The sequence below is a fragment of the Microbacterium lemovicicum genome (genome assembly GCF_003991875.1).
GTDB classification, from domain to species: domain Bacteria; phylum Actinomycetota; class Actinomycetes; order Actinomycetales; family Microbacteriaceae; genus Microbacterium; species Microbacterium lemovicicum.
Genome location: NZ_CP031423.1, coordinates 2,073,111 through 2,093,923 on the forward strand (window position 1 = coordinate 2,073,111; position 20,813 = coordinate 2,093,923).

Below are 20,813 nucleotides of genomic sequence, written 5' to 3' on the forward strand. Positions count from 1 at the left end.
GAGATCGTTGCCTAGACCGTCGCCGAAGCCTCCGCCGCGGCATCCTTCGGCTCCGGCCACAGCGCGTCGAGGAGCTGACCCACCCACGCGATGAGGTCGGCGTCGCGCATCGGCTCGCCGCCCGCGTTCGGCAGCGGCACCACGAGTGCGTCGCCGCTGGAGATCAGCTTCGCCTTCGGGTACAGCCGCTGCAGGCGCACCCGCATCGAGTCGGGCAGCACGGCCGGCGCGATGCGCAGGTTCGGACCCATCGCCACGACGTCGGCCAGCGACGCGCGTGCGGCGCGGCGACGCAGACGGGCGACGGCGATGAGGCCGTCGACCTCGGCGGGCGGCTCGCCGTAGCGGTCCTGCAACTCCTCGATGACCAGGTCGATGGCGTCGGGCTTGGCCGACGCGGATGCCGCGGCCGACAGCTTCTGGTACGCCTCCAGCCGCAGGCGCTCGCTGTCGATGTAGCTCTCGGGTATGCGGGCGTCCACGGGAAGCTCGAGCCGGAGCTCGGCCGGACCGTCGGTCTCGTCGCCGCGGAAGGTGGCGACGGCCTCCCCGATCATGCGCAGGTAGAGGTCGAAGCCGACGCCGGCGATGTGCCCCGCCTGCTCCGCACCGAGCAGGTTGCCGGCGCCGCGGATCTCGAGGTCCTTGAGGGCGACCTGCATGCCGCTGCCGAGGTCGTTGTTCACGGCGATGGTCTCGAGGCGGTCGGCCGCGGTCTCGGAGAGCGGCTTGTTCTCGTCGTACAGGAAGTAGGCGTACGCCCGCTCGCGGGCACGGCCCACGCGGCCGCGCAGCTGGTGCAGCTGCGACAGGCCGTACTTATCGGCGCGGTCGATGATGATCGTGTTCGCGTTGGCGATGTCGAGCCCGGTCTCGATGATCGTCGTCGAGACCAGCACGTCGGCGCGGCGCTCCCAGAAGTCGTCGACGACGTTCTCCAGCGCCTGCTCCCCCATCTGGCCGTGGGCGACCGCGACGCGGGCCTCGGGCACGAGCTCGGCGATGTGGGCGGCGACCCGCTGGATCGACTGCACGCGGTTGTGCACGTAGAAGACCTGGCCCTCGCGCAGCAGCTCCCGGCGGATCGCCGCCGCGACCTGCTTGTCGTTGCGCGGCCCGACGAAGGTGAGGATCGGGTGGCGGTCCTCCGGAGGCGTCTGCAGCGTCGACATCTCGCGGATGCCGGTCACCGCCATCTCGAGCGTGCGTGGGATCGGCGTCGCGCTCATGGCGAGGATGTCGACGTTCGTCTTGAGCTTCTTGAGCTTGTCCTTGTGCTCGACGCCGAACCTCTGCTCCTCGTCGATGATCATGAGGCCGAGGTCCTTGAAGAGCACGCCCTCGGTGAGGATGCGGTGGGTGCCGATCACCATGTCGACGGTGCCGTCGGTGATGCCCGCGAGCGTCTCCTTGACCTCCTTGTCGGTCTGGAAGCGCGACAGCGCGCGCACCTGGACCGGGAAGCCGGCGAAGCGCTCGGTGAACGTCTCGATGTGCTGCTTGACCAGGAGCGTGGTCGGCACGAGCATGGCCACCTGCTTGCCGTCCTGGATCGCCTTGAACGCGGCGCGGACGGCGACCTCGGTCTTGCCGAAGCCGACGTCGCCCGACAGCAGACGGTCCATCGGGATCGGCTTCTCCATGTCGGCCTTGATCTCGTCGACCGTCTGGAGCTGATCGGGCGTCTCGGCGAACGGGAAGGCCTCCTCCAGCTCGCGCTGCCAGGGGGTGTCGGGCCCGAAGGCATGCCCCTTGGAGGCCATGCGCGCCGAGTAGAGCTTGACCAGCTCGACGGCGATGTCGCGGACCGCCTTGCGGGCGCGACCCTTGGCCTGGGCCCAGTCGCTGCCGCCCATCTTCGACAGGGTCGGAGCCTCGCCCCCGACGTAGCGCGAGAGCAGGTCGAGCTGGTCGGTGGGCACGAACAGCTTGTCGCCCGGGTAGCCGCGTTTGGCGGGCGCGTACTCGATGACGAGGTACTCGCGCGTCGTCTTGACGGCGTTGCGCCCTCCGGTCGACACCTCGCGCTGGCTCAGCTCCACGAAGCGGCCGATGCCGTGCGTGGCGTGCACGACGAAGTCGCCGGCCTTGAGCTGCAGCGGGTCGACCACGTTGCGGCGGCGCGAGGCGAGCTTCTTCACCTGACGCGAGTCGCCCCCGATCGTGCGGCCGTAGAACTCGGCCTCGGTGAGCACGGCGAGCTTCGCGTCGGGCACCTCGAAGCCGCGCTCGAGCACCGCGGTGACGGCGTGCGCCACGCCGGGCTCCGGCGGCTCGAGGACGTGCTCGACCTTGCGCGCGGCGATGCCGCGCTCGGCGAGGACGTCACGGGCGCGGTCGACGAGGCCCGTTCCGGAGGCGGCCACCACCACGCGCCAGCCGTCGGCGAGCAGCTCGCCGATGTGCGCGGTCGCGCCGTCGACGTTGCCGTGGAAGCTCGGCACCGCGGCACCGGGCACGCGGATGAGCGCGGCCTGCTCGAGGGCGACGTCGATGTCGAGGAGGCCCTCCGCCGTGGCATCCGCCGCACCGGAGTCGAACGTGCTCATCGTCCACCACACGCCGTCGCGGTCGCGCGCGGCGTCGCGGAGGGCCGGCAGCGTGAGGAAGTCGCCGGCACCGAGATCGACCGGGGTCTCCGCGCCGGCGGTGGCGGCGTTCCACGCGGCCTCGAGGAACTCGCGGTTCGTCTCGCCGAGCGTGCGCGCACGGGTGAGCGAGCGCTCGGGGTCGACGAGGGCGACCGCCGAGCGGGGCGGGAGGTAGTCCGCGAGCGTCACGACACGGTCGACGAGCACCGGGGTGAGTGATTCCATGCCCTCGACCGGAATTCCCTCGGCCATCTTCTCGAGCATGCCGCGGATGCCGGGGAAGTCGCTCATGAGACCCCGCGCGCGCGAACGCACGCTGTCGGTCAGGAGCAGCTCGCGGCTGGCGGGCAGCTCGATGCCCGCCACGTCTCCCGGGAGAGATCGCTGGTCGGCGACGGAGAACGCGCGGATCGCGTCGACCTCGTCGCCGAAGAACTCGACGCGGTAGGGGTGGTCGGCGATGGGCGGGAAGACGTCGAGGATGCCGCCGCGGACGGCGAACTCGCCTCGCCGGGACACCATGTCGACGCGGTGGTACGCCAGCTCGACGAGCCCGGCGAGCACGGAGTCGAGCTCACGGCCGCGGCCGCCGACGCGGAGCTCGATCGGGGGCCGGTCGGTGAGGCCGCCGGCGAGCGGCTGGAGCGCGGCGCGCACCGAGGCGGTGATGATGAGCGGCGTCTCGTCGTCCTCCGCCACCTGACGGAGCACCGACAGCCGCCGACCCACCGTCTCGGGGCTGGGACTGAGCCGCTCGTGCGGCAGCGTCTCCCACGCGGGGAAGTGCAGCACGCGCGCTCCGGGCATCACGGACTCGAGCGCGGGGACGAGCGATTCGGCGCGGCGGCCGGTGGGTGCGATCACGAGCAGGGCGCCCCCGCGCGAAGCGGCGGCGTCGAGCCCCCGCCGCTGCGCGAGGAGCGCGGACAGGAGCGGAGCGTCGAGGCCTTCGACGAGCGAGAAGTCGGCGTCGGCGGATGCTGCGGCCACGGCATCCCGGAACGCCTCGGACTGCGCGAGGGCGCGCACGATCCCGGGAACTGTCACCGGAGAAGTCTACGGGCGTGCTCGGACACCGGCTCCTAGGATGGGCTCCGTGAGCGACGCGCAGAACGGTACGCAGGGGCAGACTCCGGCCTGGCCGGCTCCCGGACAGCAGTCGCCGCCGCCGGTTCCGCCGTACGGTCAGCCGCAGCCGCAGTCGCAGTCGCAGCAGCCGTACGCCCAGCCGCGGCCGCCGTACGGTCAGCCGCAACCCTACGCGCAGCCGCCGTACGGGTCGCCCCACGCCCAGCCGCAGCAGCCGTACGGGCCGCCGCAGGGCTACGCGCGGCCGCCGCAGTTCGCGGCGCCGTACGCCGCGGCTCCGACCGGCACGTTCGCGCCGGCCGTCGAGGCGGAGCGGGGCAGGGCGCTCGGAACCGTCGCGCTCGTGCTGGCGCTGATCGCCTTCGTCGTGCCGACGGTGATCGCCGCGGCCGCGGGGTACGACATCGGCGTCGGTCTGGGCCGCGAGGTGCCGTCGGTGTCGTCGGACACGTTCGACCTCGGGCTGCTGACGCCGGTGCGGGGATCGGTCCTGCTGGCGGAGGTCGCGTTCTGGGGCGGCACGGTGCTCGGCGTCTGGGCGATCGTCCAGGGCATCGTGGCTGCCGTCAGGAACCGCGGACGCGGTGCCGGCATCGCGGCGATCGTCATCGGCGTGCTGGGCGTGTTCGCGTTCGGCACCGCCGTCACGTGGGCGTTGACGGCCGGCGTCACGGTCTCCGCCGCCTCGGCGTTCTGAGCGCCGCGGCGCACTGCCGGGGCCGCCTCAGTCGCGCGGAGCGTGGTGCCGCTGCTGCGCGGCGAGCAGTCCGTCGCCGATGAGCTCTTCGACCGCATCCGCGGCGTCCGAGATGAGGATCGGCAGGTTCGGACGCTCCGCCGCGCCGAACGGATCGAGCACCCAGTCCGCCGGGTCCTGCCGGCCGACCGGACGGCCGATGCCGACGCGCACGCGCGGGAAGTCGGCCGTGCCGAGCGCCTTGGCGATGTCGCGCACGCCGTTGTGACCACCGTGCCCGCCGCCGACCTTGAGTTTGATCGTGTCGAAGGGGATGTCCAGCTCGTCGTGCACGACCACGACGCGCTCGGGAGCGATGCCGTAGTACGCCGCGAGCGCCGACACCGGTCCGCCGGACGTGTTCATGAAGGAGTTGGACTTCGCGAGCACGAGCTTGTCGGCCCCCGGGCGCAGCCAGGTCTCCGCGACGCGCGCATTCGCCTTGGTCGCGCTCTTCAGCACCTCGCTGCGGCGCCGGGCGAGCTCGTCCACGACCATCTGACCCACGTTGTGCCGGGTCGCCTCATACCTCGGGCCCGGGTTGCCGAGACCGACCACCAGCCAGGACTGCACCATTCCGACATCCTCCCCGGACGACGACGGAGGGGTGCGCGATCGCGCACCCCTCCGATGTTCTGACGAACGATCCGATCAGGACTCGTCGGACTCTTCCTTGGCCTCTTCGGCCTCGATGGCCTGGTCGGCGGCCACGGCCGCGTCCAGCTCCGCGATCTCGGCCTCGGCGGCCAGCGTGTCGGTGGGGATCGCGACGGCGACCACGAGCGTGTCGGCGTCGACGGCGAGCTTCGCGCCGTCCGTGAGGGTGAGGTCACCGGCAGTGATGCGCGTGCCGTCCTCGAGCTCCTCGACGTTCACCTCGATGTTCTGCGGGATGTGGGTCGCCTCGACGTCGAGCGTGATGGTCGCGGAGTCGAGGTTCGCGACGGTGCCGGCGGCGGGCTCGCCGACGACGACCACGGGCACCTCGACCTGCACGCGCTCGCCGCGCGTGACCACGAGGAGGTCGATGTGCTCGATGATCTGGTGCACCGGGTCCTTCTGGACGTCCTTGACCAGCGTCAGCTGCTTCGCACCGGCGACGTCGAGCTCGAGGACCGCGTTCGCGCGGCGGATGAGCAGGGCGACCTGGTGACCCGGCAGCGCGACGTGGGTCGGCTCGGTGCCGTGGCCGTAGATGACGGCGGGGATCTTGCCGGCGGCGCGGAGTCGGCGGGCGAAGCCCTTGCCGAAGTTCTCGCGCGGCTCGGCGTGGACGGTGTTGTCGATTGCCTTCTCGGCCATGGTGATTCTCCTTGCGGGCTGACGGGCCCGGTGGTGGGTCTGTGGTTTCGACTCGAACGCGAGCGCGTGAGGAAAGCCGTGAGCCTGCATCACTGCGTCGATCACGGATGCGGCAGCCGCGTCCCTCGCCGAAGTTCAGCCCTGAGTCTACCAGGGCCCCCGCTACGATGAAGACGGACATCGCCCCGCACCACGGAGGACCATCATCGACAGCCAGCTCGCCGCGAACATCCTCGTCGGACTCATCGCGATCATCACCGTCGTCGGCCTCATCGGCACCGTCGGAGCCTTCTACTCCCTGGGCCGTTCGGGCTACCGCAAGGACTGAGCCGCCCCGTGCCGACGCGCTAGCCTGGACGCACATCCCGTCGCGTCCAAGGAGTCCCGCGTGCCCGAGAACGACCCCGCCGCCCTGCCCCTGTCGAGCACCGAGGGGGCGACGTCGCACACCGCCGCGACCGAGCATCAGGGCGGTCCGGCAGAAGAGGACGTCGCACGCCCCGCACCCTCGGCGGGTGAGCAGACCCCCGGCACCTCCGGTGTCGCGAACATCGGCGTGGTCGGCCTGGCGGTGATGGGCTCGAATCTCGCCCGCAACCTCGCGAGCCGCGAGGGCAACACCGTCGCCGTGTACAACCGCAGCCACGACAAGACCGAGCTCCTCGTCTCCGAGCACCCGGAGGCGCAGTTCGTGCCGGCCGGCAGCTACGCCGAGTTCGCGGCCTCGCTGCGCACCCCCCGCGCCGCCATCATCATGGTCAAGGCCGGCCGCGCGACCGACGCCGTCATCGACGAGCTGGTGAAGGTCTTCGAGCCCGGTGACATCATCGTCGACGGCGGCAACGCCCTCTTCACCGACACGATCCGCCGCGAGAAGGCGGTGCGCGAGACGGGCATCAACTTCGTCGGCGCCGGCATCTCCGGCGGCGAGGAGGGCGCGCTCAAGGGCCCGTCGATCATGCCGGGCGGATCCGACGAGTCGTGGGTGACCCTCGGGCCGATCCTCCGCTCGATCGCCGCGGTCGCGGAGGGCGAGCCGTGCGTCACCCACATCGGGCACGACGGCGCGGGGCACTTCGTGAAGATGGTGCACAACGGCATCGAGTACGCCGACATGCAGCTCATCGCCGAGGCGTACGACCTCATCCGGCGTGCGACCGGCAAGTCTCCCGCCGAGATCGCCGACGTCTTCGCCGAGTGGAACCGCGGCGAGCTCGAGTCCTACCTCATCGAGATCACCGCCGAGGTGCTGCGCCAGGTCGACGCCGAGACCGGCATGCCGCTGGTGGACGTCATCCTCGACCAGGCCGGCGCCAAGGGCACGGGAGCATGGACCGTGCAGACCGCGCTCGACCTGGGCGTTCCGGTGTCGGGCATCGCGGAGGCCGTGTTCGCCCGTTCGCTGTCGAGCCACCCCGAGCAGCGCGCGGTCTCGGGCGGGCTCCCCGGTCCCGACGACGAGATCGGCGACCACCTGACCGGCGAGGACGCGGACGCCCTCATCGAGCAGATCCGCCTCGCCCTCTACGCCTCCAAGATCGTCGCCTACTCGCAGGGCTTCGACGAGATCCGCGCGGGCGCCGCCCAGTACGACTGGAGCATCGACCTCGGGGCCGTGTCGAAGATCTGGCGCGGCGGCTGCATCATCCGCGCGCAGTTCCTCAACCGCATCGCCGACGCCTATGCCGACGCCCCCGACCTGCCCGTGCTGCTCACCGCGCCGTTCTTCGTCGAGGCCCTCGGCCGGGCGCAGCGCGCATGGCGCAGCGTCGTCGCACTGGCGGCGGCAGCCGGCATCCCGGCCCCGGCCTTCGCCTCGTCCCTGGCGTACTACGACGGGCTCCGCGCCGAGCGCCTGCCCGCCGCGCTCGTCCAGGGCCAGCGCGACTTCTTCGGCGCGCACACCTACAAGCGCATCGACAAGGACGGCACCTTCCACACGCTGTGGTCGGGCGACCGCACCGAGATCGAAGCGGTCGACACCCACTGACCCGGCCTAGGGTCGGAGGATGAGCGCTCCCCGCATCCTCTACATCGGCGGCACCGGTGCCATCAGCACCGCCTGCGTCGCCCGTTCGCTCGCCCTCGGCGCGCAGGTCACGGTCCTGAACCGCGGCCGCCGGTCACGGCCGCTCCCCGAGGGCGTCGAGAGCGTCGTCGCCGACATCCGCGATCCCGACGCGGTGCGTGCGGCTCTGCGCGGCCGCGACTTCGACGCGGTGGCGCAGTTCACGGCGTTCACCCCCGCGCACGTGACCACCGACATCGACCTGTTCGAGGGGCGGACGGGACAGTACGTGTTCATCAGCTCGGCGTCGGCGTACCAGAAGCCCCCGGTGCGCCTCCCCGTCCTGGAATCGACGCCGCTGCGCAACCCGTTCTGGGAGTACTCGCGGGACAAGATCGCCGCCGAGGACGTCCTGACGGCCGCCTACCGCGACCGGGGCTTCCCCCTGACCATCGTCCGCCCCTCCCACACCTACGACCACACGCTCTTCCCGAACTCCGGCGGGTGGACCGACGTGGTGCGCCTGCGGGCCGGACGGCCGGTCATCGTGCACGGCGACGGCACCAGCCTGTGGACGCTGACCCACAGCGACGACTTCGCGGTCGGCTTCGCGGGCCTGCTCGCGCACCCGCTCGCGGTCGGCGACGCGTTCACGCTCACGGGCGACCACGCCCCGACCTGGAACCAGATCTACACGTGGCTGGCCGAGGCGGCCGGCGTGTCCGACCCGACCCTGGTGCACATCGCGTCGGAGACGCTGGCGCGGCTCGACCCGGCGTCCGGGCCCGGCCTCCTCGGCGACAAGTCGCACTCGGTGCTGTTCGACAACAGCAAGGTGAAGGCGCTCGTGCCCGCCTTCGGCACCACCATCGGGTTCGACGAGGGTGCGCGCCGCCTCGTCGCGCACCACGACCGCCACCCGGAGGCGCAGCGCTACGACGCGGAGCGCGACGCCTGGACCGATCGGGTCATCGCCGCCGCCGGACCGGATGCCGCGGCATCCCGCTTCGCCGGACTCTGAGGCTCTACAGCCACCCCCGCTTGCGGAAGACGGTGAAGAGGGTCACGCTCGTGGCGACCATGAGCCCGAGCGCCATCGGATAGCCGTACGGCCAGCAGCTCGGGCATGTTGTCGAAGTTCATGCCGTAGACGGTGCCGACGAGGGTCGGCGCGAACAGGATGGCCGCCCACCCCGACACCTTCTTGACCTGATCGTTCTGGTCGAGTCCGAACTCCGTCATCCGGCGCATCTCCTCGTTCTGGTCCTGCGCGACCAGGGAGCTGTGCACGAGCAGCGCGCTCTCGAGGATCGAGCGGAACGCGTCGGCGCGCTCTGCGGCGTTGACCGCGTGGTCGAGCACGTCGCGGAGTCCGCGCCGCAGCTCGAGGTCGAGGCCCTCCTCCGCGCGGAGCGTCTCGATGATCGGCACCAGCGGCTTGACCGCGCGCTGGAACTCCATGACCTCGCGCGAGAGACCGAAGATGCGCCGCGAGACGTCCGGATCGCCGCTGAACAGCTGATCCTCGATCTCGTCGATGTCGTTCTCGAGCCCGGCGATGACCGGGGCGTACTCGTCGACGACCTCGTCCAGCACGGCGTAGAGGATCGCCGACGGCCCGAGGGTCAGCAGCTCCGGCTGGGACTCCATGCGGCGCCGCACGCGACCCAGATCGGGCGACTCGGCATGGCGGATCGTCACCACGAAGTCACGGCCGACGAACAGGTGCACCTCGCCGAACTCGACCTCCTCCTCCGCGTCGAGGTAGCGCGCGGGGCGCAGCACGACGAAGCGCGTGTCGCCGTAGCGCTCGAGCTTGGCCCGCTGGTGGCCGAGGAGCGTGTCCTCCACCGCGAGCGGGTGGAGGGTGAACTCCTCCGCGATCTCGCGGACCTCCTCCTTGCTCGGCCGATAGAGGCCGATCCAGGCGACTCCCCCGCGCTCGTGCATCACCTCGAACGAGTCGGTGAGGGATGCCGGATCCGGCGTCCGCTGACCGTCCACGTACACCGCGAGATCGACGAGGGGCATGGGGCACCGCCTTCCGCACCGCACGAGCCGCGGCATCCGCGCTCACGATAGCCCAGCGGGGTGTCGCCGCAGACCCCGTCGCCGATTCACAGCGGGCGCATAGCCGAATCCATAGGAGACGCATAGTTATGGGTCCACAATGACCTTCATGACCTCGTCGACCACCGCGCCTTCACCCGCCCTCCACCGCTCCGACGGCACGCCCCTGCGCGTGCTCGTCGTCGACGACGAGCAGATGCTCACCGACCTCCTGTCGATGGCACTGCGCATGGAGGGCTGGGACGTGCGCTCGGCCGCATCCGGCTTCCAGGCGCTGCAGTCGGCACGCGACTTCGAACCCGACGCGCTGGTGCTCGACATCATGATGCCCGACCTCGACGGCATGGCCGTCCTGCAGCGGCTGCGCCAGTCGGGCAACGACGTGCCCGTGCTCTTCCTCACTGCCAAGGATGCCGTCGGCGACCGCGTCGCGGGCCTGACCGCCGGAGGCGATGACTACGTCACGAAGCCCTTCAGCCTCGAAGAGGTCGTCGCCCGGCTGCGCGGACTCATGCGCCGCGCCGGCACCGCCTCCATCGGCGAGGGCGAGCCGATCCTGCACGTCGGCGACCTGTCGCTGAACGAGGACAGTCACGAGGTCATCCGCGGCGGCGATGAGATCGAGCTCACCGCGACGGAGTTCGAGCTGCTGCGCTACCTGATGCGCAACCAGCGCCGCGTCGTGTCGAAGGCCCAGATCCTCGACCGCGTGTGGAACTACGACTTCGGGGGGCGCTCCAGCGTCGTCGAGCTCTACATCTCCTACCTGCGCAAGAAGATCGACCAGGGACGCGAGCCGCTCATCCACACCGTCCGCGGTGTGGGCTACATGGTCAAAGCCCCCCAGTGACGCAGACGGCGGACGCGGAGACGGTGCCGGCCGATGCGGACGCGCCGCCGGAGCCGTCTCGCCGGCGTCCCCCGTGGACGCTGCAGCGTCGCCTCATCCTGACCGTCGTCGGGATCGTCTCGCTCATCCTCGTGCTCGTGGCCGTCGTCACGAGCGCCGTGCTGAACAACGTGCTGGAGGAGCGTCTCACCCAGCAGATCCGCGGCGCGCTCGACCGTCTCACCATCGCGGTGCAGCAGTCTCCGGGCGTCGGCGCGGGAACCGCTCTGCGGGAGAGCCCCGTCGCCCCCGGCACGCTCCTCCTCGTGCAGGAGGACGGCGGACCGACCCTCGGCGCCGTGCTCGAGTTCGACGGCGACACCGTGGGCCTCGACGACACGCAGATCTCCGACATCGCCGCCGCGCTGTCGCGCCCGACGGTGAGCACCGTCTCGTTGGACGGCCTGGGCGACTTCACCGTGGGCGTGCGCAGGTTCGACGGCGCGACGGTCGTCGTCGGCATCTCGCGCGAGGAGATCTCGGCCACCGTCGGCCAGATGCTGACCGCCATGGGCATCCTCACCGCGGGCGGACTGGTGCTGCTGGCGGCGGCCACCGCCTGGACCATCCGCGTCGGGCTCGCGCCGCTGCGCGACGTCGCCGAGACCGCGACCCGCGTCTCCCGCATCCCGCTCGACCAGGGCGAAGTGACCATCACGCAGCGCGTGCCCGAAGACCGCGCGGACCCGAGCACGGAAGTGGGTCAGGTCGGCGCGGCGCTCAACACCCTGCTCGACCACGTCGCGGCCTCCCTCTCGGCGCGTCAGCAGAACGAGGAGCGGATGCGCGCCTTCGTGGCCGACGCGAGCCATGAGCTGCGCACGCCGCTGGCCTCCATCCGCGGCTACTCCGAGCTGTCGCTGCGCGCGCTGAAGCAGGATCCGGATGCCGCGGCCCAGACCACCGGCCCGTCGCTCGAGCGCATCCAGGCGCAGTCTCTGCGCATGACCACCCTCGTGGAGGATCTGCTGCTGCTCGCGCGCCTCGACGAAGGGCAGGAGCTCGTGCACGGCACCGTCGACCTCACGCGCATGGCGGTCGAGGCTGTCGGCGACGCGCGCCCCGCGGGGCCCGACCACCGCTGGCTCGTCGACGTCGACGAGACCCCCGTCGTCATCACCGGCGACGCCGGACGCCTCCAGCAGGTGCTGGCGAACCTTCTGGCCAACGCGCGCACGCACACGCCGTCCGGAACGTCGATCACCACGTCGGTGCGGCACGAGGGCTCCGACGCGGTGCTCCGCGTGCACGACGACGGCCCCGGCGTCGACCCGGACGTCGCCTCCGAGCTGTTCGAGCGCTTCGCGCGTGCCGACCGCTCGCGCGCCCGCAACACGGGAGGCACCGGGCTCGGCCTCTCGATCGCCCGGGCCATCGTGGAAGCCCACCACGGCAGCATCCGCGTCGACAGCACGCCCGGCGATACGACCTTCACCGTGCGGCTGCCCACGGAGCCGGTGGTCGCCACCACCGGCTCCGTGCCCGCTCAGTAGCCGCTGAACGCGTCCGTCGTCAGCGAGCGGCTCTTCTCCAGCGCCGGCGCCAGGTCGGCGATGAGCGCGGGCGGTCCGGAGATGTACGTGTGGCGGGCGGCCAGGTCGGGCACGACCTGCTGCAGGCCGTCGGCGTCCAGCCGGACGCCCTGGGCCCACATCCAGGTGCGCGGGAGGTCGGCGGGGCGGTCGCGGGTGAAGACGATCACCGGCACGCCGGACTGCTCCAGATCCTCTCGGAACGCCAGCTCCGACGCCTCGGAGGCGACGTACACCAGCACGATGTCGCGATCCTCGCCCGCGAGCCGCAGCTGCCGCAGCTGGGAGACGAACGGCGTGATGCCGATGCCCGCGGCCACGAGGAGAAGCGCACTGTCGGTGCGCTTGGGCAGGACGAAGTCGCCCCAGATCCCCGTCAGGGACAGGGCGCCGTCGTCGGGCACGGCGGCCAGCGCGCGCTTGAAGCTCGAGACCGCGCGCTTCCCGGTCGCGTTGTCCTTGTAGGCGATGCGCAGCAGCGGCAGATCGGCCGGCGCCGAGGCGATGGAGAACTCGCGGCGCGTGCCGCGGGCGTCCGCGTGCCGGTGCGGCACGTCGATCTCGAGGTACTGCCCCGGCGCGAAGGACAGCGGCCGCGACACGCGGAACTCGAGCTGGCGCACCGTGGGCGTGACGTCGGCGCGGCGCTCGAGGCGCAGCCGGACGGCGGCGCGGGCGGAGAACGCCAGCGCGAAGGCGACCAGGTTGCCGATGAGCAGCGCGCGCTCCTGACCCAGGCTGATCGCGCCGAGGGAGATCGGCCACCCGGCCAGCACGCCCACGACGAGCGCGACCGTGAACTGCTGCCACCGCCGCGGCGGGAGGGTGAGCGGCTCGGAGAGCATGAAGGCGCCCAGGAACAGGAAGGGCGACGACCACAGGAGCTGCCAGAACGTCGTGCCGAGATCGAAGGGGAAGCCGGCCGCCTGGGACTGCACCGACACGCGCAGCACCGCCACGGCGACGGCGGCCACGAGGAACACCAGCACGATCCGCACCTTCTCGGTGCGCCACAGCACGGCGAGACCGGCGATGATCACCGGCAGCGCCATGGCCGGCGTCCCGACCCACCACGAGGGCGTTCCCAGGTCGGGGGCGACGATCGACAGCACCGCGAGTCCGGCCGCACCGGCCGAGGCCGGGTTGAGGATGTGCCGTCCCCGCCAGGCGATGACGTACTTCGACAGGGAGGCGACGGCCGCGGCCACAGCGATGCCGAGGAGGCCGAGCGGCTCGACCGTCGGGCGCAGGATGAACAGCAGGATGCCGGCGGTGATGAGCGACGACTCCAGCCGCCACGACAGCCCGAGCACGCGCCGGGCTCCGGCGTCCGCCGCCGCGCACACGACCACGAGCACGGCCGCCGTGGCCAGCAGCTCCAGCGGGGCGGGGGTGATGAGGGGCTCGGCGGAGAACACGCCGAAGGCCGACAGCACCAGGGCGATCACCGCCAGTGCCGACAGCGCCATCAGCACCAGCCGGTACATCGACACCCGCCCGAGGACGGCGACCACCCGGTGGGACAGGGACGTCAGGGTTCCGATCACGTGAACAGCTCCGCTTCGCACTGAGGCGACCACTCGACGTGGCCGTCGGTCATCATCCGCACCCAGGACGCGCCCCAGGCGACGGCCGCTTCCGGCCCGCCGTCGAAGAAGAGCGCGGTGGCGATCGCGTCGGCGCGCATCGCCTCGGGGTGCACCGCCCATGTCGCCGCGACCGTGCGCACGGGCGCACCCGTACGGGCGTCGAGCACGTGGTGCAGGCCCCCGCCCCAGGCACGCCGGTTGGTCGCGGAGGCGCAGAGCGCAGCATCCTGCACGCTCCACACGCCGATGGCCCGTCGCGGGTCGTAGGGGTGCTCCAGGCCGATGCGCACGGCGGCGCCGCGGACGGCCAGGTCACCGCTCGCGTCGACGACGAGATCACCGGACGCGTCCGCCGCGAGTGCGGCGAGCACGAGGTCGACGAGCCGGCCCTTTCCGAGAGCGCCGACGTCGATCAGTCCCGGTCCCGACTGGGCGAGGGTGTCGCCGGTCCAGTCGAGGAGGGCCCGCCACTCCCCCGGCGCAGGCGTGGGGACGCCGGCGCCGAGGGTGTAGGTCGCGTCGTAGCCGAGGCTCTCCAGCGACCGGCCGACGAGAGGGTTCACCGCTCCGCCGGTCATCGCCGAGAGCTCCGCGTAGGCGTCGAGCATGGCGGCTCCGTCGGAGGGCAGGGGGACGGCCCGTGCGCCGCGGGCGAGCGCCGTCACGTCGGAGTCCGCGCGGAAACGCGACCACTCGCGGTCGAACCGGTCGATGAGTGCCGTCACGCGCGCACGCGCATCGGCCGGCAGCTCGGTGTCGCTCTCGATCTGCCAGCTCGTGCCGATGGCCTCGAAGCGCCAGAGCACCCGAGCCGCCGTCGCGGGCACTAGGCGGTCGCTTCGGACTTGATCTCCCCGATCGCCTGGTTGAATCCGCCGCTGGTCAGCGACGATCCGGCGACGCGGCTGACGGAGATCTCGTCGATGCCCTTGCCGACCACCACATCGCTGATGCCGCCGATGAACTTCGACTGGTACTCCTTCGACTCCGCCTTCTGCGGGTCACCGGTCACCTCGACGGCCGTGATGACGTCGTCGGCCAGCGTCACGGTCACCGAGATCTTCTCGACCGACTCGGGCGTCTGGTAGGACCCCTCGGCCGTGTAGGTGCCGTCGGCATAGGTGGACGTGGATGCCGCGGCACCCGCCGTCGCAGCGGGAGCCGAGGATGCGGCGGTGCTGGGGGCCGTCGTGGCGGGGGCGCTCGGCGCGGTCGTGGCGGCGGTCTCGGTCGTCCCCGCGCAGCCGGCCAGGATCAGGACCCCGGCGATGCCGGCGGTGGCTGCTCCGACGCGGACGGGGCGGGGTACGGCGGTGGTGCGGATCATGAGAGGTCCTCCTTCTGCGGTGCCTCGCGGCGTGATGTACATCTACGCTAACGACACGAAGAAGAAGGCCCTGGGGTTCAGCTTGGAGCTTCCCCAGTATCCGGAATCACGTCAGGCGGCGCCGTCGAACATGCTGGTGACGGAGCCGTCCTCGAAGACCTCGTGGATCGCGCGCGCGAGCAGCGGCGCGATCGGCAGGATCGTCAGCGACGGGAAGCGCTTGGCCTCGGGCACGGGCACGGTGTCGGTGACGACCACCTCGTCGATGGCCTCGCTCTGGAGCCGCTGGGTGGCCGGGTCGCTGAAGATCGCGTGCGTCGCCGCCACGATGACGCGCACGGCGCCGTTCGCCTTGAGAGCCTCGGCGGCCTTGACGATCGTGCCGCCGGTGTCGATCATGTCGTCGACGAGGAGGCAGACGCGGCCGGAGACGTCGCCGACGATCTCGCTGACCGTCACCTGGTTGGCGACGTTCGGATCGCGGCGCTTGTGGATGATGGCGAGGGGCGCGCCCAGGCTGTCCGACCAGGTGTCGGCGACGCGCACGCGGCCGGTGTCGGGCGACACGACCGTGAGCCGCGCCCGGTCGTCGGGGCTCAGCGTCTTCTGGAAGTACTCCAGCAGCACCGGCTTGGCGAAGAGGTGGTCGACGGGTCCGTCGAAGAAGCCCTGGATCTGCGCGGCGTGCAGGTCGACGCTCATGACGCGGTCGGCACCGGCGGTGCGCATCAGGTCGGCGACGAGGCGCGCGCTGATGGGCTCGCGGCCGCGGCCCTTCTTGTCCTGACGGGAGTACGGGTAGTAGGGCGCCACGACGGTGATGCGCTTGGCGCTGGCGCGCTTGGCGGCGTCGAGCATGATGAGCGTCTCCATGAGCCACTCGTTGACCGGCGGCCCGAAGCTCTGGATCAGGAAGAAGTCGCAGCCTCGGATCGACACCTCGAAGCGGGTGAGGATCTCTCCCGAGGCGAACGTGCGGTACTCGGTGGGCACCAGCTCGGTCCCCATGTGCTCGGCGACCTGCATCGCGAGCTCGGGGTGGGAGCTGCCGCGGGCGACGACCAGCCGCTTCTTCGTCTTGGCTACCAGGCCGGGGGCGATGTCGTGCTCCCGGTCGAGCTCAACGGTCTTGCTCTTGCGCGCCATCGTCCGCTTCCTGTGTGGACCGGGAGACGGCGTCTGCCGCGGGGGTTCCCGGTCGGTTCTTCTCGACCCACCCCTCGACGTTGCGCTGAGGGGCCACGCTCAGTGCCAGGGCTCCGGCGGGGACGTCCTTGCGGATGACCGCTCCGGCCCCGGTCTTGGCGCCGTCTCCGATCCTAACCGGCGCGACGAAGACGTTGTGCGACCCGGCGTGCACGTGGTCGCCGATCTCCGTGCGGTGCTTGGAGATGTCGTCGTAGTTCGCCGTGATGGCCCCGGCGCCGAGGTTCACGCCGACCCCGATGGTCGTGTCGCCGATGTACGAGAGGTGCGGCACCTTGCTGCCCTCGCCGATGGTGGAGTTCTTGGTCTCCACGAAGGTGCCGATCTTGCCCTTGTCGCCGAGGTAGGTGCCCGGTCGCAGGTAGGCGAACGGACCGACGGTCGCCCCCGCGCCGATGACGGCCAGCGTGGCGTCGGTGCGGCTGACGACGGCGTCCTCGCCCACCTCGCAGTCCACGAGGCTCGTGTCGGGCCCGACCGTGGCACCCTCGGCGATGGTCGTGGATCGCAGGATCTGGGTGCCGGGCAGCACCGTGACGTCGGGGGCCAGGGTGGCGGTGACGTCGATCCACGTCGTCGCCGGATCGAGGATCGTGACCCCCTCGCGCTGCCAGTGGCGCACGGTGCGCGCGTTGAGCAGGCGCGCGGCCTCGGCCAGCTGCACCCGGTCGTTGACGCCCAGGGCCGCTGCGGCATCGGGAGCCACCGTCGCCGACACCCCCAGCCGGGAGTCGCGCAGCAGGGCCACGACGTCGGTCAGGTACTTCTCCCCCTGCGCGTTGGCGGTGCCGACGAGCGCGAGATGCGAGCGCAGGGATGCCGTGCGGAAGACGTAGACGCCGGCGTTGATCTCGCCGACGGCCGCCTCCTCGGCGGTGGCGTCCTTCTGCTCCACGATGCGGTGCACCTCGCCTGCGTCGTCGCGCAGCACGCGACCGTAGCCGGAGGCGTCGTCGAGCCGGGCGCTGAGGAGGGTGACGGCGGCGCCGCCCTCGCGGTGCGCGCGCACGAGGTCGGTGAGCGTGGCGGTCTCGAGGAGCGGCACGTCGCCGCTCAGCACGAGCACGTCGCCCTCGAACTCCGACAGCGCCTCCAGCGCCACCTCGACGGCGCGTCCGGTGCCGGGCACGTCGTCCTGGTCGACGACCTGCACACCCGGGAACTCCGTCACGACGGCGTCGGCGACGAGGTCGCGCTCGTGGCGCACGACCACGAGCATGCGCTCGGGCTCCAGCTCGAGGGCGGTCGCGAGCACGTGGCCCACGAGCGCGCGCCCGCCGATGCGGTGGAGCACCTTGGGCGTGCGGGACTTCATGCGCGTGCCCTGGCCTGCGGCGAGGACGATGACGGCGAGCGGGGTGGCGGTGATGTCGGACATGCTCCGCCGCCAGGATTCGAACCTGGACCGAACAGCTCCAAAGGCTGTCGTGCTGCCGTTACACTACGGCGGACCGTGCGGCCGGGACACGGACGCGCGTCAAGTCTGCCAGTCCCGCCCCCCAGTCGATAATGGAGCCATGGCGAACACCAGCGACGAGGTCGACCGCATCGTCGAGGCGTGGATCGCCCAGCGACCCGACCTCGACTTCTCGCCGCTGGAGGTCCTGTCCCGCGTCGATCGGCTCTCCCGGCACCTCGACCGCGCACGCCGCGACGCCTTCCGCCGCAGCGAGCTCGAGCCGTGGGAGTGGGACGTGCTGTCGGCCCTGCGCCGCGCGGGCGAGGACTACCAGCTCAGCCCGAAGCAGCTGCTGCAGCAGACGCTCGTCTCGAGCGGCACCATGACCAACCGGATCGACCGGCTGGTGGCACGCCGGCTCGTCAGGCGCGAAGCCGACCCCGACGACGGGCGCAGCATCCTGGTCACCCTCACCGATGACGGGCGCATCCGCGTGGACGCCGCCATCACGCGTCTCGTCGACGCCGAGGCCCTGCTGCTGGACAGCCTGTCCAGGGCCGACAGGGACCGCCTCGCCGGCCTGCTCCGCAAGCTCAGCCTGGGGTTCGACGCGTGAGCGCCGAGGATCCGGCCGCCGACGCGCAGGCCACCGACGCGCAGCCCGCGGATGCGCACACAACCGAGCCGGGGCATCCCGCCGCTCCTCACGCGCACCGGCCCCGCAAGGGCTTCGCCCACTGGTTCGACCGGCGCTTCCGCAGCTCGGTGTCGATCTACGGTCTCGTCGTCTACGCCGCCCTGATCACGATCAACGCCGACCACGCCGAGAGCGTGTGGGACATCCTGTGGCCGGCCTTCAGCACGCTGGTGGTCTTCTTCATCGCCCACACGTTCGCCCACACGCTGACCGACCATGGCGAGCGGGGTCTGTGGAAGGCGACGCGACACGCGATGCGGCACGCGTCCGGCATGCTCTACGCGGCCGTGCCCGCCTCGCTGGTCCTGCTGATCGCCGTCTTCGAGGAGGCCTCGGTCGACGACGCCTTCCGCGCGGCGATCTGGACGACGACGATCGTCCTCGGCCTGCTCGGCTTCTTCGCCTACGGCCGTCGCGGGGCGTCCGTGTTCGTGCGCGTGCTCGGCGGCGTCGGCACGGCGCTCCTGGGGCTGATCATCGTCCTGCTGGAGTACGCCTTCCACTGACGACCGCGGCGGCGCTCAGCCGATCTCCTCCGTCAGAACGAACCAGCGCTCCTCCATGGCCGCGACGTCCGTCTCGGCGGCCGTGATGCGGGCCATCCGCGCCGCGAGCCCCTCGTAGTCGGCGTGGTCGTGCTCCGCGAGCGCGGCGCGCGCGGCGTCCACCTCGCCCTGCACCTTGCCGATGCGCCGCTCGAGCGCGGCGACCTCCTTCTTCGCGGTGCGCAGGTCGGCACCCGAGAGTCCGGAGGCGGGGCCTGCCGCGGCCGATCCGGCGGAAGACGTCGGCGCGGCATCCTGCAGCGCGCGGAGGCGCAGGTACTCGTCGACGCCGCCGGGCAGGTGCCGCAGCCGGGCGTCGAGGATCGCGAACTGGTTGTCGGTCACGCGCTCGAGGAAGTAGCGGTCGTGCGAGACGACGATGAGCGTGCCGGGCCAGGAGTCGAGCAGGTCCTCCATCGCCGCGAGCATGTCGGTGTCGAGGTCGTTCGTCGGCTCGTCGAGGATCAGCACATTGGGCTGCTCGAGCAGGATGAGCAGCAGCTGCAGGCGGCGCTTCTGCCCGCCCGAGAGGTCCTTGACCGGCGTGGAGAGCTGCGCCGAGGAGAAGCCGAGGCGCTCCAGAAGCTGGCCGGGCGTGAGTTCCTGCGTCTTCGAGCCCGTGCCGAACGAGTAGCTGGTGCGCAGGCGCTCCAGCACGACGCGCACGGGGTCGTTCAGGTGCGCCTCGAGCTCGTCCAGGCGCTGCGTCAGGGTCGCCACCTTGACGGTCTTGCCGCGCTTCACGCGGCCCTCGGTGGGAGCGAGCGAACCGGCCACCAGGCCGAGGAGCGTGGACTTGCCCGCGCCGTTGACGCCGAGGATGCCGGTGCGCTCCCCGGGGGCGATGCGCCACTCGACATCGCGCAGGACGGTGTGGTCGCCGTAGCTGACGCCGGCGTCGAGGAGGTCGACGACGTCTTTGCCGAGGCGGGACAGGGCGAGGGACTGCAGCGCCGTCTTGTCGCGGATCTCGGGCACGTCCTCGATGAGCGCGTTCGCGGCGTCGATGCGGAAGCGGGGCTTGGAGGTGCGTGCCGGCGCCCCGCGGCGGAGCCACGCCAGCTCCTTGCGGGCGAGGTTCTGCCGTCGCGCCTCGGACGAGGCCGCCATGCGGTCGCGCTCGACGCGCTGCAGGATGTACGCGGCGTAGCCGCCCTCGAAAGCCTCGACGATGCGGTCGTGCACCTCCCACGTCATGGTGCAGACCTCGTCGAGGAACCACCGGTCGTGCGTCACGACCAGGAGGCCGCCCGAACCGGCGGGCCAGCGTCGCTTGAGGTGGCCGGCGAGCCAGGTGATGGCCTCGACGTCGAGGTGGTTCGTGGGCTCGTCGAGGAACATGACGTCCCAGTCCTGCGCGAGCAGATGCGCGAGGGCGACGCGGCGGCGCTGTCCGCCGGAGAGGTCGCCGAGCCTCGACTCCCACGGAAGGTCTCCGAGGAGCCCGGCCAGCACATCACGCGTGCGGGCGTCGCCGGCCCACTCGTGCTCCGGGCGGTCGCCCACGACGGCCGAGCGGATCGTGTCGTCGTCGGCGAGGGTGTCGGCCTGGTCGAGGACGCCGACCCGCACGCCGCCCCGCACCGTGACGCGGCCGCCGTCGGGCTCGACGAGCCCGGCGAGCATGCCGAGGAGCGTGGACTTCCCGTCGCCGTTGCGCCCGACGATGCCGATGCGGTCGCCCTCCGCGATGCCGAGGGTGACGGAGTCGAACACGACCTTCGTCGGATACTCCAGATGCAGGGATTCGCCCCCGAGAAGATGCGCCATATCCTTCCCAGGCTAGGCGAGAAAGCCGGGAGGCCGCCCCGCGGGTGCGGGACGGCCTCTCGG

General features: G+C 71.6%; 16 protein-coding genes, 1 tRNA gene and 1 pseudogene. 7 read left to right on the forward strand and 11 right to left on the reverse strand.

Features of this window, described 5'->3' with window-relative positions:
• Positions 1-11: 11 nt before the first annotated feature.
• The gene (gene mfd / locus CVS47_RS09765) at positions 12-3,638 is read right to left on the reverse strand and encodes a transcription-repair coupling factor (RefSeq protein ID WP_164734629.1); all 3,627 of its coding nucleotides are present in this window, start codon (positions 3,636-3,638) and stop codon (positions 12-14) included.
• 49 nt (positions 3,639-3,687) lie between these two features.
• Here mfd and CVS47_RS09770 point away from each other — a divergent pair, with 49 nt between their 5' ends.
• Positions 3,688-4,377 carry a DUF4064 domain-containing protein gene (locus tag CVS47_RS09770; protein ID WP_127095904.1) on the forward strand — a complete coding sequence of 230 codons (690 nt, stop codon included), beginning with the start codon at positions 3,688-3,690 and terminating at the stop codon, positions 4,375-4,377.
• A 27-nt stretch (positions 4,378-4,404) separates the two neighbouring features.
• Here CVS47_RS09770 and pth read toward each other — a convergent pair whose 3' ends face one another.
• The gene (gene pth, locus CVS47_RS09775; protein ID WP_127095905.1) at positions 4,405-4,992 is read right to left on the reverse strand and encodes an aminoacyl-tRNA hydrolase; all 588 of its coding nucleotides are present in this window, start codon (positions 4,990-4,992) and stop codon (positions 4,405-4,407) included.
• Positions 4,993-5,067: 75 nt separating this feature from the next.
• Positions 5,068-5,718 carry a 50S ribosomal protein L25/general stress protein Ctc gene (locus tag CVS47_RS09780; protein WP_127095906.1) on the reverse strand — a complete coding sequence of 217 codons (651 nt, stop codon included), beginning with the start codon at positions 5,716-5,718 and terminating at the stop codon, positions 5,068-5,070.
• Between the two features lie 556 nt (positions 5,719-6,274).
• On the opposite strand from CVS47_RS09780, the gene gndA reads away from it, so the two are divergent.
• Positions 6,275-7,708: an NADP-dependent phosphogluconate dehydrogenase gene (gndA, locus tag CVS47_RS09785; protein ID WP_277600981.1), complete on the forward strand. Its 1,434-nt coding sequence runs from the start codon at positions 6,275-6,277 to the stop codon at positions 7,706-7,708.
• Between the two features lie 19 nt (positions 7,709-7,727).
• Positions 7,728-8,747, forward strand: coding sequence for an SDR family oxidoreductase (locus tag CVS47_RS09790; protein WP_127095907.1), 1,020 nt, complete (start codon positions 7,728-7,730; stop codon positions 8,745-8,747).
• 4 nt (positions 8,748-8,751) lie between these two features.
• On the opposite strand, the pseudogene CVS47_RS09795 reads toward CVS47_RS09790, so the two are convergent.
• Positions 8,752-9,757: pseudogene (locus CVS47_RS09795) on the reverse strand (magnesium and cobalt transport protein CorA).
• Positions 9,758-9,905: 148 nt separating this feature from the next.
• On the opposite strand from CVS47_RS09795, the gene CVS47_RS09800 reads away from it, so the two are divergent.
• Both CVS47_RS09800 and CVS47_RS09805 read left to right on the forward strand, forming a co-directional pair.
• Entirely contained in the window at positions 9,906-10,646 is a 741-nt protein-coding gene (locus CVS47_RS09800) for a response regulator transcription factor (RefSeq protein WP_127095908.1), read from the forward strand.
• Positions 10,643-12,178: a sensor histidine kinase gene (locus CVS47_RS09805; RefSeq protein WP_241240104.1), complete on the forward strand. Its 1,536-nt coding sequence runs from the start codon at positions 10,643-10,645 to the stop codon at positions 12,176-12,178. Before CVS47_RS09800 ends, CVS47_RS09805 begins: the two co-directional genes overlap by 4 nt.
• Here CVS47_RS09805 and CVS47_RS09810 read toward each other — a convergent pair.
• The 6 genes from CVS47_RS09810 to CVS47_RS09835 form a co-directional block, all read right to left on the reverse strand.
• Positions 12,172-13,764 carry an FAD-dependent oxidoreductase gene (locus CVS47_RS09810; RefSeq protein ID WP_127095909.1) on the reverse strand — a complete coding sequence of 531 codons (1,593 nt, stop codon included), beginning with the start codon at positions 13,762-13,764 and terminating at the stop codon, positions 12,172-12,174. The genes CVS47_RS09805 and CVS47_RS09810 overlap by 7 nt on opposite strands.
• Complete coding sequence (locus CVS47_RS09815; RefSeq protein ID WP_241240105.1) at positions 13,761-14,612, reverse strand: FAD:protein FMN transferase; 852 nt, start codon at positions 14,610-14,612, stop codon at positions 13,761-13,763. The genes CVS47_RS09810 and CVS47_RS09815 overlap by 4 nt, the downstream gene beginning before the upstream one ends.
• A 20-nt stretch (positions 14,613-14,632) precedes the next feature.
• Positions 14,633-15,133 carry a hypothetical protein gene (locus CVS47_RS09820; protein ID WP_127095911.1) on the reverse strand — a complete coding sequence of 167 codons (501 nt, stop codon included), beginning with the start codon at positions 15,131-15,133 and terminating at the stop codon, positions 14,633-14,635.
• 111 nt (positions 15,134-15,244) lie between these two features.
• Entirely contained in the window at positions 15,245-16,279 is a 1,035-nt protein-coding gene (locus CVS47_RS09825) for a ribose-phosphate diphosphokinase (RefSeq protein WP_127095912.1), read from the reverse strand.
• Positions 16,254-17,717, reverse strand: coding sequence for a bifunctional UDP-N-acetylglucosamine diphosphorylase/glucosamine-1-phosphate N-acetyltransferase GlmU (glmU, locus tag CVS47_RS09830; RefSeq protein ID WP_127095913.1), 1,464 nt, complete (start codon positions 17,715-17,717; stop codon positions 16,254-16,256). Before glmU ends, CVS47_RS09825 begins: the two co-directional genes overlap by 26 nt.
• Position 17,718: 1 nt before the next feature.
• Positions 17,719-17,790, reverse strand: a tRNA-Gln gene (locus tag CVS47_RS09835).
• A gap of 66 nt (positions 17,791-17,856) precedes the next feature.
• On the opposite strand from CVS47_RS09835, the gene CVS47_RS09840 reads away from it, so the two are divergent.
• Positions 17,857-18,354 carry a MarR family winged helix-turn-helix transcriptional regulator gene (locus CVS47_RS09840; protein WP_127095914.1) on the forward strand — a complete coding sequence of 166 codons (498 nt, stop codon included), beginning with the start codon at positions 17,857-17,859 and terminating at the stop codon, positions 18,352-18,354.
• Positions 18,351-18,941, forward strand: a complete 591-nt coding sequence (locus tag CVS47_RS09845) for a hypothetical protein (RefSeq protein ID WP_127095915.1) — start codon at positions 18,351-18,353, stop codon at positions 18,939-18,941. Before CVS47_RS09840 ends, CVS47_RS09845 begins: the two co-directional genes overlap by 4 nt.
• A gap of 15 nt (positions 18,942-18,956) precedes the next feature.
• Here the strand turns inward: CVS47_RS09845 and CVS47_RS09850 are convergent, their stop codons facing one another.
• Entirely contained in the window at positions 18,957-20,750 is a 1,794-nt protein-coding gene (locus tag CVS47_RS09850; RefSeq protein WP_127095916.1) for an ABC-F family ATP-binding cassette domain-containing protein, read from the reverse strand.
• Between the last annotated feature and the right edge of the window lie 63 nt (positions 20,751-20,813).